The sequence below is a fragment of the Shewanella sp. A32 genome, assembly GCF_029167175.1.
Classification (GTDB): Bacteria; Pseudomonadota; Gammaproteobacteria; order Enterobacterales; family Shewanellaceae; genus Shewanella; species Shewanella yunxiaonensis.
Map to the genome: position 1 here is coordinate 83,987 of NZ_JARFTS010000012.1, position 13,417 is coordinate 97,403.

The 13,417-nt window shown below is 47.2% G+C and carries 14 protein-coding genes; 12 read left to right on the plus strand and 2 right to left on the minus strand.

The genetic code is table 11. The annotated features are described in order from the left end of the window. The first annotated feature begins 92 nt into the window (after nt 1–92). The 8 genes from zapE (at nt 93) to rlmB (ending at nt 7,779) form a co-directional block, all read left to right on the plus strand. On the plus strand, nt 93–1,187 hold the full coding sequence (zapE, locus tag PY479_RS10745) for a cell division protein ZapE (RefSeq protein WP_212595308.1): 1,095 nt from the start codon (nt 93–95) through the stop codon (nt 1,185–1,187). 209 nt (nt 1,188–1,396) lie between these two features. Continuing rightward, a complete protein-coding gene (gene rplM / locus PY479_RS10750; protein WP_212595309.1) occupies nt 1,397–1,825 on the plus strand; it encodes a 50S ribosomal protein L13 in 429 nt (142 codons plus the stop codon). A gap of 14 nt (nt 1,826–1,839) precedes the next feature. Then, entirely contained in the window at nt 1,840–2,232 is a 393-nt protein-coding gene (gene rpsI / locus PY479_RS10755) for a 30S ribosomal protein S9 (protein ID WP_212595310.1), read from the plus strand. A gap of 89 nt (nt 2,233–2,321) precedes the next feature. Beyond that, complete coding sequence (locus PY479_RS10760; protein WP_212595311.1) at nt 2,322–2,510, plus strand: DUF2065 domain-containing protein; 189 nt, start codon at nt 2,322–2,324, stop codon at nt 2,508–2,510. A gap of 65 nt (nt 2,511–2,575) precedes the next feature. Beyond that, on the plus strand, nt 2,576–3,874 hold the full coding sequence (locus PY479_RS10765; protein WP_275483761.1) for an adenylosuccinate synthase: 1,299 nt from the start codon (nt 2,576–2,578) through the stop codon (nt 3,872–3,874). 119 nt (nt 3,875–3,993) lie between these two features. Then, the gene (locus PY479_RS10770) at nt 3,994–4,608 is read left to right on the plus strand and encodes an SEL1-like repeat protein (RefSeq protein ID WP_212595313.1); all 615 of its coding nucleotides are present in this window, start codon (nt 3,994–3,996) and stop codon (nt 4,606–4,608) included. Nucleotides 4,609–4,640: 32 nt separating this feature from the next. After that, nucleotides 4,641–7,034 carry a ribonuclease R gene (gene rnr / locus PY479_RS10775; protein WP_212595314.1) on the plus strand — a complete coding sequence of 798 codons (2,394 nt, stop codon included), beginning with the start codon at nt 4,641–4,643 and terminating at the stop codon, nt 7,032–7,034. A 4-nt stretch (nt 7,035–7,038) separates the two neighbouring features. Continuing rightward, entirely contained in the window at nt 7,039–7,779 is a 741-nt protein-coding gene (rlmB, locus tag PY479_RS10780) for a 23S rRNA (guanosine(2251)-2'-O)-methyltransferase RlmB (protein WP_212595315.1), read from the plus strand. 46 nt (nt 7,780–7,825) lie between these two features. Here rlmB and PY479_RS10785 read toward each other — a convergent pair whose 3' ends face one another. Next, nucleotides 7,826–8,569 (minus strand): DUF481 domain-containing protein, encoded by a 744-nt coding sequence (locus PY479_RS10785; RefSeq protein WP_275483762.1) that lies wholly within the window; start codon nt 8,567–8,569, stop codon nt 7,826–7,828. A 205-nt stretch (nt 8,570–8,774) separates the two neighbouring features. Between PY479_RS10785 and rpsF the strand changes: the two genes are divergently transcribed. Genes rpsF through rplI form a run of 4 tightly spaced genes read left to right on the plus strand, consistent with a single transcriptional unit; the run spans nt 8,775 to nt 10,236 of the window. After that, complete coding sequence (gene rpsF / locus PY479_RS10790; protein WP_212595317.1) at nt 8,775–9,191, plus strand: 30S ribosomal protein S6; 417 nt, start codon at nt 8,775–8,777, stop codon at nt 9,189–9,191. An 8-nt stretch (nt 9,192–9,199) separates the two neighbouring features. Beyond that, complete coding sequence (gene priB, locus PY479_RS10795; RefSeq protein WP_212595318.1) at nt 9,200–9,505, plus strand: primosomal replication protein N; 306 nt, start codon at nt 9,200–9,202, stop codon at nt 9,503–9,505. A gap of 12 nt (nt 9,506–9,517) precedes the next feature. Further along, nucleotides 9,518–9,745, plus strand: coding sequence for a 30S ribosomal protein S18 (gene rpsR / locus PY479_RS10800; RefSeq protein WP_025009344.1), 228 nt, complete (start codon nt 9,518–9,520; stop codon nt 9,743–9,745). 38 nt (nt 9,746–9,783) lie between these two features. After that, nucleotides 9,784–10,236, plus strand: a complete 453-nt coding sequence (gene rplI, locus PY479_RS10805; RefSeq protein WP_212595319.1) for a 50S ribosomal protein L9 — start codon at nt 9,784–9,786, stop codon at nt 10,234–10,236. 127 nt (nt 10,237–10,363) lie between these two features. On the opposite strand, the gene PY479_RS10810 is transcribed toward rplI, so the two are convergent. Further along, nucleotides 10,364–13,312 carry a TonB-dependent receptor gene (locus tag PY479_RS10810; protein WP_275483763.1) on the minus strand — a complete coding sequence of 983 codons (2,949 nt, stop codon included), beginning with the start codon at nt 13,310–13,312 and terminating at the stop codon, nt 10,364–10,366. Nucleotides 13,313–13,417 lie beyond the last annotated feature (105 nt).

Genomic DNA, 13,417 nt, shown 5'->3' on the forward strand with positions numbered 1-13,417 from the left:
CCATCTGTACCGGGTTCGCGTTGACGTGTTAACATTTGCCCTATTTTTTACCGGCTATGTTTTTCACATAGGGCATAAAGAGAAGATTTCAAGTGTCACAAATAACGCCGTGGGAACATTATCAACAAGATCTTACTCGCGAAGATTTTAGCTATGATGCCGCTCAAGAAAGAGCCGTGAGAGCGTTACAACGGGTCTATGATTTGCTGCAAAAGCCAGCAAAAAGAGGGTGGCGACGTTGGATTGGCCGAGGCAAACCGCAGCCGGTGCAAGGATTATATCTCTGGGGCGGAGTTGGCCGGGGTAAGACGTATCTGATGGATATTTTCTTTGAGTCGCTGCCGGATGATCGCAAACTGCGCGCCCATTTTCATCATTTTATGGCAAGAGTGCATCAGGATTTAGGCGGTTTAAAAGGGACTCGTGATCCATTGCTGGTCATTGCTGAACGCATGGCAAAACAGTATCGGGTGATCTGCTTTGATGAGTTCTTCGTCTCGGACATTACTGATGCGATGCTCCTCGGTACACTTTTTACGGCGCTGTTTGAAAAGGGCATGGTATTAGTCGCAACTTCCAACATTATCCCAGATGAGCTTTATAAAAACGGATTGCAGCGAGCCCGTTTCTTGCCAGCCATTGCGCAAATCAAGCAGCATTGTCAGGTGCTCAATGTGGATTCTGGCATTGATTACCGGTTGCGCACGCTGGAACAGGCAGAGATTTATCATTTTCCATTAGACCAGCAAGCTGAGCACAATTTGCGGTCCTATTTCAGTCAGTTGACCGATGGCACAGAAATCACTGCGGCACCACTGGATGTGGAAGGGCGGCATATTCCCGTGCAGCTGCGTAGCCAAGGCGTATTGCTGGCAGATTTTAGAGCGCTTTGCGACGGCCCCAGAAGTCAGCGGGATTATATGGTGTTGGCGCATCAGTTTCATACTGTATTAGTTCGCGGGGTCGAACAGATGGGCGCACAACAGACTGGCGATGATATAGCCCGTCGCTTTCTGGCGTTGGTGGATGAGTTTTATGAAAGACGCGTTAAACTGATCATTTCTGCAGCAGTTCCCTTGTCGCAAATCTATACTCAAGGACAGTTGACCTTTGAATTTCGCCGTTGTCGTTCAAGACTGGTAGAGATGCAGTCCAAAGAGTACTTGTTGCTGGAACATCACCCCTGATTTTAAGTGTAAAAAATATTGGGTTGGCTGTAAAAAGCAGATGATTTTTAGTTCAGCTTTGTCTATAATCCTGCGCCTGCCCACGTTACTCCGTCCTTTGTTGGGCGGTTAAAACCAATGACATGCTCGAAGGGGCATAGAAACGGTATATAGTGTTGTCTGCATCCGCGGCAACATGTGACAGAATTTAACTTTGGGTTTTTGTAATAATGAAGACTTTTACTGCCAAGCCAGAAACTGTAGCTCGCGACTGGTATGTTGTTGATGCCGAAGGTAAGACTTTGGGCCGTATCGCCACTGAAATCGCATTGCGTCTCCGTGGTAAACACAAGCCTGAATATACTCCTCATGTTGATACTGGTGATTACATCATCGTGATCAATGCTGAGAAAGTGACCGTTACCGGTAATAAAGCTTTGGGCAAGACATACTACTCCCATTCCGGCTTCCCGGGCGGCATTAAGCAGATCAGCTTTGAGAAGCTGCAAGCTCATAAGCCAGAAATGATCATCGAGAAAGCAGTTAAAGGTATGCTGCCAAAAGGCCCTCTGGGTCGTGCCATGTTCCGTAAACTGAAAGTTTACGCTGGCGCAGAGCATAACCACGCTGCACAACAACCTCAAGTTCTTGATATCTAAACGGGATTAAGCAAATGGCTGCAACTCAGTACTACGGCACTGGCCGTCGCAAAACTTCAACTGCCCGCGTATTTGCCAAAGCAGGCAGTGGTAATATCGTAGTAAACAAGCGTCCTCTGGATGTTTATTTTGGTCGTGAAACTGCCCGCATGGTAGTTCGTCAGCCTCTCGAGCTGGTAGAAATGACTGATAAACTGGACCTGTATGTAACCGTTAAAGGCGGTGGCATCACTGGTCAAGCTGGCGCTATCCGTCACGGTATTACCCGTGCGCTGATGGAACTGGACGAAACTCTGCGTCCTACTTTACGTGCTGCTGGCTTCGTTACCCGCGATGCTCGTCAGGTTGAACGTAAGAAAGTGGGTCTGCGTAAAGCACGTCGTAAACCACAGTTCTCTAAGCGTTAATATCGTTTTATGTGTTCGCAAAAACCCGGCAGTTATGCCGGGTTTTTTTATGGCAAAATAACAGCTGTCTCAGACGAGAGGAGCCTATTATGGGGTGGCAACTTTGGCTAACGGCCTTGGGCATTGTACTGGTGTTGGAAGGTCTCGGCCCACTATTGTTTCCCAACCGTTGGCGCAGTTATCTGCAGCAAATCGCGGCAATGCCAGCGACTAGCATGCAGCGACTGGGCGCGGCTTTGGTACTGGTCGGAGCGGCAATATTGATTATTTTTTCGTAAACACTTGCACCTCGGCGGCGAAAATCTGTTAGAATCCTGTTTTAACCGCAACCTTGCAGCAAACAATGGGCAAAAACGTAGTTGTTCTCGGCACTCAATGGGGTGACGAGGGAAAAGGTAAGATTGTCGACCTTCTGACAGAACAGGCAAAATACGTGGTTCGGTATCAGGGTGGCCATAACGCTGGTCATACACTGGTCATCGATGGTGAAAAAACCGTTCTTCATCTGATCCCATCTGGTATTCTCCGTGATAACGTCAAGTGCGTCATCGCCAATGGTGTTGTGTTATCACCAGAAGCGCTGATGACTGAGATCAAGATGCTGAAGGATAAAGGCGTTCCTGTTGAAGAACGTCTGTTGTTGTCTGAAGCATGTCCGCTGATCCTGCCATTCCATTGCGCACTCGATGTTGCTCGCGAAAAAGCGCGCGGCAATAAAGCTATCGGCACTACTGGTCGTGGTATTGGCCCAGCTTATGAAGACAAGATCTCCCGTCGTGGCTTGCGTTTAGGTGATTTATTCAATCCTAAGCAGTTTGCCGAAAAGCTAAAAGAGGTCATGGAATATCATAACTTCACCCTCACTGAATATTACAAGTGTGAGCCAGTGGATTATGAGAAAACCTTAGAAGACTCATTAGCTCTGGCTGATTACCTCAAGAGTATGTGTGTTGATGTCACTGAGTTACTCGACAGTGCACGTAAGAATGGTGACTCCATACTATTCGAAGGTGCTCAAGGTACCATGCTGGATATCGACCACGGTACCTATCCGTTCGTAACATCATCCAACACTACTGCAGGTGGCGTTGCTACTGGTAGTGGTTTAGGCCCACGTTACATTGATTATGTCTTGGGCATTATCAAAGCATATTCTACTCGTGTGGGTGGTGGTCCATTCCCAACTGAATTAACTTGTGAAATTGGTGAACATCTTTCTACCAAGGGACATGAGTTTGGTGCGACTACTGGCCGTAGACGTCGTCCAGGATGGTTGGATGCTGTTGCCATGCGCCGTGCAATTCAGATCAACAGTTTGAGTGGCCTGTGCTTGACCAAGCTTGACGTGTTAGATGGTCTTGAAGAAGTGAAAATCTGCGTCGGCTACCAACTGCCAGATGGCACTGTTAACAAGGTGACTCCTTTAGCGGCAGAAGGCTATGAGCAGGTGACACCGGTATATGAAACTCTTCCTGGTTGGAGTGAGAACACGTTCGGTGCAACTTCTTTGGAACAGCTGCCTCAAGCAGCGATTAACTATGTTAAGCGCATCGAGGAGCTGTTAGAAACGCCGGTGGATATTATTTCTACTGGGCCAGATCGCAACGAAACGATGATTCTGGTGAATCCGTTCAGCGAATAAGTTTCAGAAAAGGCCGCGTAAGCGGCCTTTTTTATAGGTAACCCTCTTCGGGAATTCCTATAGAATTGCGTTATACTGCCGATGATAAGCAATAGGTGCCCTTAGCGTTGGAAAGATTTATGTTGCGTATGGTTGTGGTGTCATTAATGCTCCTAAGTATCCCGGTGACGGCAGAGACCCGGGCTGTGGATATCTATAGTCAGGCGCAACTACTGCATATGATCCGCAATCATACTTATCTGCAGCGTATCAAGGCCGACAAGTGCCAGATCGTTCAAGATATTGAGGCTCATGCTGATGTGCTCAAAGAACCCGTGTATCAGTATTTATGGGGCGAGATGCTGAATTATGGCGTGTGTGTCAAAGCTGATCCTGCGCACGGTATGCAACTGCTGCGCAACGCCGCAGAGCAGGGCAGTGCTGAGGCAATGGTACGCATAGCACAATATTATTCTGAAGGAAAATTCCTGATCCAGGATAAGCAACGTGCGGTGCAATATGTTTATTCAGCGGCTGCCAACGGTGATCTTCCTGCACAAATGATGTTAGTGGAATTATTTGGCGAAGGTTACGGTAGTCCACGAGATTATTTGATGGCCTATCATTGGTTGTATAACCAGACGTTTAATGATAGCGCCACCCAAAAACGGGCCAGTGAATTACTGGCTAAACTGGCAACCAAGATGCCTGCCAGTCAAGTAGAACAAGCAAGAAAAACCACCATACACAGGTAAGTTGTAGTGGTTAATGAATAGATGGAAATTGAATGATTAAAGATCCTCATTTTGAGAGAGAACAAGAGAAGTACAACAATCCCATTCCCAGTCGGGAATATATACTCGAATACCTAAAAAGCCAGCCCTCTCCTTTAAATCGCGATCGAATCGCGGAAGCGTTAGATATCCACGACGAAGAACAACAGGAAGCTTTGCGTCGCCGTCTTCGCGCCATGGAGCGTGATGGGCAGCTCGTATTTACCCGTGGCCAATGCTACGGCCTGCCTGAACGTATGGATCTGATTGCGGGAACCATTATTGGTCATAAAGATGGCTACGGTTTCTTTCACCCTGATGAAGGCGGTGAAGACTTCTATATTCACCATGGCGATATGCTCAAATATTTCCACGGTGATCGGGTATTGGCGCAAAAAGCCATTGGGCGTGGCCGCACCGAAGCACGTATTGTGCGTTTGCTGGAAGAGCGAACAGCGCCATTGGTTGGGCGTTTTCATCTGGACTGTGGCATGGGCTTCGTTATCGCTGATGACAAGCGTGTCACCCAGGAAATCCTTATTGATAATGCCGATCGTAATGGCGCGCGTGAAAATGATGTCGTTGTCGTTGAATTAACCCGACGTCCAGGGCGCTATGTAAAAGCGGCAGGCAAGATTACAGAAGTATTGGGCAAAGATATGGCGCCGGGCATGGAGATTGAAATTGCCCTGCGAAATTATGATTTACCCCACACCTGGTCGGTCGCGATTGAAAAGCGGTTGCGGAAAATCCCTGATGAAGTGCTAGAGACTGATAAAGAAGGGCGTATCGACCTGCGGCAGTTACCGTTAGTGACAATAGATGGTGAAGATGCCCGTGACTTTGACGATGCCGTATACGCTGAACGCAAACGTGGCGGTGGTTGGCGTCTTTGGGTAGCTATCGCTGATGTCAGTTACTATGTGCGGACTGAGTCAGTGCTCGATATTGAGGCTCGTGCTCGCGGAAATTCCGTGTATTTCCCTTCTCAGGTGATCCCGATGTTGCCTGAAAAGCTCTCTAACGGATTGTGTTCGTTAAATCCTGGTGTTGACCGTTTATGTATGGTGGCGGAGATGACTATCGCCGCGACGGGGCGATTGTCTGGTTACAAATTTTATCCGGCAGTGATGCATTCTCACGCGCGGTTTACCTACACCATAGTGGCCGACATGTTGGAGAGTGGAAACGTTCCTGAGCAGTATCAGGATCTCTATCCGCATCTGCAGGTATTACAAGAGCTTTATCGGACACTGGATGAGCAACGACAGGCGCGTGGTGCGATTGGCTTTGAAACTGAAGAGACTCAGTTCATCTTTAACGCACAACGTAAGATAGACCGCATTGTGCCTCGCGTTCGTAACGAAGCTCATAAAATCATTGAAGAATGTATGATTATGGCGAACGTTGCAGCCGCCAAATTTGTGAAAAAGCATAAAGGTCATACGCTATACCGTGTGCACGAAGCACCATCAGAACAAAAGCTGACGCAATTTAAAGAGTTTCTTGCTGAACGTGGTTTGAAACTAAATGGTGGATTAGAACCACAACCCGCAGATTATCAGGCATTAATGGAGCAAGTGCGGGAACGGCCAGATGCACAATTGATCCAAGTGATGTTACTACGCTCTATGCGTCAGGCGATTTATACGCCTGATAATGACGGTCATTTTGGTTTGGCATTAGAAGAGTACGCTCACTTTACCTCGCCAATTCGGCGTTACCCTGATTTGGTATTGCATCGGGTTATTCGCTACCTGTTGGCAACATCAGCTGCAGATGTTCAGGATAAATGGACGCCGGATGGTGGTTACAATTATCAACTGGAAGAGCTGGATTTACTCGGTGAGGAATGCTCCAATACCGAGCGCCGTGCTGATGAAGCAACGCGAGATGTTGCCGATTGGCTGAAGTGCGAATTCATGCAGGATCATGTCGGCGACGTATTTGAAGCGGTAGTGGCTTCAGTGACCAGTTTTGGCTTGTTCGTGCGACTGAAAGATCTGTTTATTGATGGTCTGGTGCATATTTCCACGTTGGGCAGTGACTATTATCAATACGACCCGCTACGGCAACGTTTGATCGGCGAGCACACAGGTAAGAGTTATCAGATAGGTGACCCGGTAACTGTGAAAGTAGCGTCGGTTAATCTGGATGATCGCCAGATCGAATTATTGATGGTTGATGATATGGGTCAACGCAGTCGTGGTCGCAATCGTAGCGGCAAACGACCGATGACCGCCAGGGAACGGGTGAATATAGAGGGCGCTAAACTCACAGCCAATAAGGGACGAAGTCGCAACAGCAAGGACAAGAGTAAAAAAGTATCTGCGGCAAAATCAGCACCTAAATCAGCAGTAAAGTCCGATAAAAGCAAAGCCGTAAAACGGCCGAAGAGAAAGAAATAAATTGATGAAAAAACCAGAAATGGTGTTTGGCATCCATGCCGTTACCTCATTATTTGAAAATGCTCCGGAACGTATTCTGGAGATGTGGTTGCTCAGCGGTCGTCAAGACGAGCGTATTCAGCCGTTATTGGCACTTGCAGAAAGTGTCGGTATTAAGCCGCAACAGGCAAACCGTAAAACACTGGATGACAAGGCCGAGAGTACCCAGCATCAAGGGGTAGTGGTTCGTGTTAGGCCTGCCAAGATCCTCACCGAGAATGACCTAGAGGATTTGTTGGATAAGACGGATATACCATTTTTACTTATTCTTGATGGAGTGACAGATCCACATAATTTGGGCGCCTGTTTGCGCAATGCCGATGCTGCCGGCGTACATGGCGTGATTGTGCCGAAAGATAACTCGGCGGGATTAACGCCAACGGTCAGTAAGGTAGCTTGTGGCGCAGCAGAGACCGTACCCTTGTATCAGGTGACCAATCTGGCACGTACCATGACGCAATTGCAGGAACGCGGCGTGTGGATTGTGGGTACGGCTGGCGAAGCTGATGGTACTTTGTATCAGGCAAACCTGCGTGGACCATTAGCGATTGCGATGGGCGCAGAGGGTAAAGGATTACGCCGTTTAAGCCGCGAACATTGTGATTCCTTAATTTCCATTCCCATGGCGGGTAGTGTATCGAGCCTAAATGTGTCAGTGGCAACGGGGGTGTGCCTGTTTGAAGCGGTGAGACAGCGCCAAAGCTAAAGGTAACGCTGTAGTGAAAAGGGATGGCCTTGCCATCCCCTTGCCATTATTGGAAGGTGTACAGCAGGTTAAAGGTGGTAATGGTATCGGTCTGTTTACTACCTTCTGGCACTATTTCAGTGTACTTAACGTAAAAACCGACTTTAAAGGCCCAGTCCTGAAATAGGGTATTTTTATAGCCCATATCCAGCGTCACCGTATTATTGTTTTCACCAACTTCCGTCGTTAAGTCGGCATTGAAGGTGGTGTATTCGTGAATTTTTTGCTCGAATTTAGCCGCAGTACGCAGGATCACATCTGTTTCAGAAGACGGATTTGGTTCATCTTCAGTTGCAATGGGCAGGTTGTAACGGTAACCAGGGCCAACTTCCAAACTCAGTTTAGTCCGTCCGGTACTGACGGCATCAAAACCGTAACCACTGGATATGGTATAAATATCGGTATAACTGCCAAACTTGTCCCAGACAAATTCGCCTCGACCAAAGACATATCCACTTTTTAACTTAAAGTTTGACTGCATCTGTAGGTCGTACTTCTCAGAGGTAGTACTTTCGGAATCGGCAGCATAATAAGCTTTGAAAGTGCCTTCCTGAGTTGTCTTTGCTGTGTCATACACCATTTTGGTGCGGCCGTTGAAACTGGTAGAGTCCGTATTACCTGTATTTAACTGAAAACCGGCTTCGACTTCGGCGGTAAACTTATTAGTAGGTTCATGATAATCCGGCGGAACCAGAGCCCAGGTTGGCGATGACAAAAGTGTAGAAAATGCGAGTATGGAAAATCTTGTCATTGTATTGGGAGTCTTAATGCTGTTACTGCTTAAAATCAGCGTCACATAATAACCTTGAACTGTCTACAGGCAAAGTTATTGCTTGAGTTTGCCCTTCCCTTTATGTACTATTTCGCGCCTAAATCAGTCACTTTATTTTCGTTCCTTGCCTCGTAGGGGTTTGACTGAGCCACAAAAGAGGCTAAATAACCGTAAGGAGCAATAAATGCGTCATTACGAAATCGTATTTTTAGTTCACCCCGATCAGAGTGAACAGGTTCCTGGCATGATCGAACGCTACACCGGTACTATCACTGCTGTAGGCGGTAAGATCCATCGCTTGGAAGACTGGGGTCGTCGCCAACTGGCATATCCTATTCAGGACCTGCACAAAGCCCACTACGTACTGTTGAACGTAGAGACTACTGCCGAGTCTATCGAAGAACTGGAAACTGCTTTCCGTTTCAACGACGCTGTTCTGCGTAGCCTGGTTATGCGCACTAAAGCTGCCATCACCGAAGTTTCTCCAATGGCCAAAGCAAAAGATGAACGTGACTCACGTCGCGCAGCCAACAGCGACAGAGCTGTTGACGAAGATTCTGCTGAGCTGGATGAAGAAAACGCTGAAGAGATCGCTGAGTAAGTTTTTCTGTGACCACCAACCATCTGGAATTATCCGGAAAGATCATACGTTGTCGGCATTTTAGAAGTCCTGCAGGTATTGAACATACGGTGATTCAGTTGGAGCACAAGTCACAACGTTTTGAAGCCGAATTGCCGAGAAACGTCTACTGTCTGCTCCAAGTGGTAATGAGTGGTGAACGCTTTAATAGCGTAACAGAAAAGCTGAAAGCGGGTGTGGATGTCCAGGTCAGCGGCTTTCTGACTCTACAACAGAGTCGCAATGGCCAAAGTCGACTGGTATTACACGCCGAAAATGTCGAATTGAAAATTTAGGAGACTGTCAAAATGGCACGTTATTTCCGTCGTCGTAAATTCTGCCGTTTCACTGCTGAAGGTGTTACGGAGATCGATTACAAAGATATCGCTACGCTGAAAAACTACATCACCGAAAGCGGTAAAATTGTTCCTAGCCGTATTACCGGCACTAGCGCTAAGTATCAGCGTCAGTTGGCTCGTGCTATCAAGCGCGCTCGTTATCTGTCTCTGCTGCCTTACACAGATCTGCATCAGTAAGCTGGCATTGATCCAAATCGAATTGAGAGGAATTGATAATGAACGTTATTCTGCTTGATAAAATTGCCAATCTGGGCAATCTGGGTGACCAGGTTTCTGTAAAAGCTGGTTATGCTCGTAACTATTTGCTGCCTCAGGGTAAAGCAGTTGTTGCGAACGATGAAAACGTCAAAGTTTTCGAAACTCGCCGTGCCGAACTGGAAGCTAAAGTAGCTGCTGAGTTAGGTGCTGCCAATGCTCGCGCTGAGAAAATTGCTGCACTGGAAGCTGTAGTTATCGCTTCTAAAGCTGGTGATGAAGGCAAACTGTTCGGTTCTGTTGGTACCCGTGACATCGCTGATGCCGTGACTGCCGCAGGCGTTGAACTGGCTAAATCTGAAGTGCGTCTGCCACTGGGTGCTCTGCGCACCACTGGTGACTTCGAAGTTGAAGTTCAGTTGCACTCTGAAGTAAAAGCAGTAGTTAAAGTTTCAGTTGTTGCTGAAGCTTAATAAGCTTTTTACTTAAAAAACACCGCCTTATGGCGGTGTTTTTTTATGTCCAGTTAATCAGTAATTAGCCGTGACTTCGCAAAAAAGAACACCGCCTGATGGCGGTGTTCTTAGCAGAAGCTATGGATTAGAACTTGATACTTGCGCTGAACTCAACATAACGTGGAGTCTGGTAAGCGGTGGTCGCACCGTAGTCCGGATTCAGGACACCAGGTTGGCCTTCTTCATAAAACTCATATTTACGAATGCTTGCATGAGAGTTGAGTACGTTATATACGTTTGCTTTCAGCAAAACATTGAAGTCATCAGTGATTTCCCAGTTATAAGACGCTGACAGATCCAGGCGATACACCCAGTCGGTTCGACCAGCACTGCCACGAGGGTTCCAGCTGTAGGTGCCGTCTTCGTTGAGTGTGTAATAAGTATCGCCATATTGTGGAATACCATATGGTGAACCAATACCAAACTTGTTCAATGGTCGGCCAGACTCAATGCTTACGTTAGCACCTACTGTCAGGTTTTCGGTCACATTGTAAGCACCGAATATTTTCAGCATATGACGGCGGTCATTTGGCAGGTAACCATCGGCACCATCCATCAGTATCGGGAAATCGAAGTCCTGAGTCAGACCAGCGTCGGTCTGGGCGATATCAGATTTTACCAGACCTTCGGTGTTACCATAGCTCTGCGACCAAGTGTAGTTAACGGTCATAGTCCAGTCATCGGCCCAAGAGCGGCTGAAGTTCAGGTCAATCGCATTATAAGTACGTTTGGCTTTAGGATATCCCAGCTCATCACCCGGGATAGTGACCATTTCATAATCACCATTACCTGTGGTATCGACACTCACGGTCATGTCTTCACCAGGGTTGCCAAGCACGTAAGTGGTGCTTGGGGTATAACCATAGGTGTCTTCAATCCACTGATCGATGGTCATATCGTCAATAGCGCCGTTCAGTTTACGCTGGGTAAACTTAATACCCCATGACCAGTCTTCGCTGAGCATGGCCTGATAGCCAATGATGTATTCATCTTGGTACATTGGATCCAGATTCTGATCCACAATGGAATCAGTATTTGGAACAGTACCATCGGCATTAACTATAGGAGAGCCAATTTGATCACCGAGGATTGGTGTCGGTACGGAGACACCATTAATCACTTCATCCTGAGTCCCTTCCAGTACATAATAGTTCATGACGTCATATTCGTTACCCGCCAGACGTACGTTAGTGTTACTGGCTACCGGCAGATAATAGCGGCCGACATTAGCAAACAGTTTGGACTCACCGTCACCGTTGATATCCCATGAAGCGCCGATTCGTGGCGCGATCATGTTGTCGATTTTCGCAAAGGAAGCCCCTTCGGCATTTTTGTTGTCGAAAGAATCCCAACGCAGCCCCAGATTTACAGTAACTGTATCAGTGACTGACCAGGTATCTTCTACATAGATCGCTTTGGATATGGTTTCAAAACTACCACCTACGGTACGTTGACGATCACGGGCATATTCGGTAACGCCAACTGGTGTGGTAGCCCCATTAGCCAAATCTGTTCCCACAGTTGGGTCATCCACACTGTAGTAATACCAGTAGACTCCGTTCGGACCAGAATAGTACTGCTCAGAGAAAGAGGTGTCCTTTTCTAGATCATAGCCGAATGTCAAGGTATGACTGTCGTTAATCACCCATTCAAAATCAGCACGATACTCTTTACGCTCATCGTTACCAGCTTCTAGACGGTAGTCAGCCGTTGAGGCACAGCCTGGATAGCGCGAAGTGGCAGAGTCACGAATGTCAATAATGAGGTTACACAGTCCAGAGGAGTTGCTGACGGTTGAAAGATTATACTTGTTGACCCCATAGGTCAGCTTGGCAGTGAAGTCATCTGTCAACTGGCCAGTGTAGGTGGCTACATAGTTGTCACCGCCGGTTTTATTTGTGGTGGTTGATAGATAGTTCCAGCTGCCATCAACATTTTTGTAGCTGTCGATGTCTTCGTTGTTCTTATCTGAGAAGGCTAAGAACTCTAACGTGTGGTTTTCGGCGATGTTCCAGTCCAGTTTCACGCCCCAGAATGGGTTGTCAGATGTACTTTCCTGTTTAGCAGTACCTTCTTCAGTGATATCGTCCTGAGAAATCTTACGCGGCTGATACATAGCGTAGAAGAACAGTTTATCTTTGATAATTGGACCGGAAGCATAGACGTTGCCTTCAATCTTATCGTAGGTACTGTTGGAGTTATCAATGTACAGGTCGCCATCAGAGTTGTAGCTGTTTGGTGAATTTTCTGATAATGAATCGGGGCGCCATACCACGTTACCGCCGAAATGCCAGTCATTGCTACCGCGTTTTACCACGGCGTTTACTACACCACCGGTTGAACGACCAAATTCGGCGCCATAACCGCCGGTTTTAACTTCAAACTGGTCATAAAAATCGAATGGCACATTGGAGAAGCCCAGACCGTTACGGAAATTGGTAACGTTAAGACCGTTAATATAGAAAGCGTTTTCCGCAACAGAAGCGCCACCGAAGGAGGCAAAGTTACCAAAACGGTTATCACCACGGGTGGTACCCGGTGCCAGCAGGGCCACACTGGTAACATCTTTTGGCATTGGCAGTCGTTCAATCTCTTCTTGTCCAATCACCAGCGATGATTCAGAAGAGGTGGTATCGATCGCAGCAACACGACTTCCGACTACAGATAATCTTTCCATACCTGTCTGATTGAGCACAGAGGTCACATTAGCATTACTTCCGATGGTCACTACAATGTCATTAATGACCTTATCGTCATACCCTTCTGCTGAAACTGTGACGGTATATGTACCGATGGGAAGCCGGGGAATACGGTATTTACCCGCAGAGTCAGTAGTAACGCTACGAGTCAATCCTGTGTCTTTATTTTTGATGACAATAGTAGCATTACCCAGTGGGGCGTCAGCAGTGGTTACAACTGCTCCCTGGATTGAACCGTCAGTGTTACTGGCAGCAAAAGCAGGAGTGCAGATTGCAAACAAAGCCGATACTGAGGCAGCAACCAACGTCCGCCTGAAAGTAACATTCTTCATCATTATCCTTCCTTGTTACAATTTGGTTTTATTTTAGGTTTGTTGTTTAGCAAATGTTGCAAAAGCATTGTTAGTGTTGCATTTATAGGGGGGGTATACAAACAAAAT

What these genes read in the sequence shown, in the direction of transcription:
- rplM (WP_212595309.1), top strand. Translation starts at nt 1,397, where the DNA reads ATGAAGACTTTTACTGCCAAGCCAGAAACTGTAGCTCGCGACTGGTAT.
- rpsI (WP_212595310.1), top strand. Translation starts at nt 1,840, where the DNA reads ATGGCTGCAACTCAGTACTACGGCACTGGCCGTCGCAAAACTTCAACT.
- PY479_RS10760 (WP_212595311.1), top strand. Translation starts at nt 2,322, where the DNA reads ATGGGGTGGCAACTTTGGCTAACGGCCTTGGGCATTGTACTGGTGTTG.
- PY479_RS10765 (WP_275483761.1), top strand. Translation starts at nt 2,576, where the DNA reads ATGGGCAAAAACGTAGTTGTTCTCGGCACTCAATGGGGTGACGAGGGA.
- PY479_RS10770 (WP_212595313.1), top strand. Translation starts at nt 3,994, where the DNA reads ATGTTGCGTATGGTTGTGGTGTCATTAATGCTCCTAAGTATCCCGGTG.
- rnr (WP_212595314.1), top strand. Translation starts at nt 4,641, where the DNA reads ATGATTAAAGATCCTCATTTTGAGAGAGAACAAGAGAAGTACAACAAT.
- rlmB (WP_212595315.1), top strand. Translation starts at nt 7,039, where the DNA reads ATGAAAAAACCAGAAATGGTGTTTGGCATCCATGCCGTTACCTCATTA.
- PY479_RS10785 (WP_275483762.1), bottom strand. Translation starts at nt 8,569, where the DNA reads ATGACAAGATTTTCCATACTCGCATTTTCTACACTTTTGTCATCGCCA.
- rpsF (WP_212595317.1), top strand. Translation starts at nt 8,775, where the DNA reads ATGCGTCATTACGAAATCGTATTTTTAGTTCACCCCGATCAGAGTGAA.
- rpsR (WP_025009344.1), top strand. Translation starts at nt 9,518, where the DNA reads ATGGCACGTTATTTCCGTCGTCGTAAATTCTGCCGTTTCACTGCTGAA.
- rplI (WP_212595319.1), top strand. Translation starts at nt 9,784, where the DNA reads ATGAACGTTATTCTGCTTGATAAAATTGCCAATCTGGGCAATCTGGGT.
- PY479_RS10810 (WP_275483763.1), bottom strand. Translation starts at nt 13,312, where the DNA reads ATGATGAAGAATGTTACTTTCAGGCGGACGTTGGTTGCTGCCTCAGTA.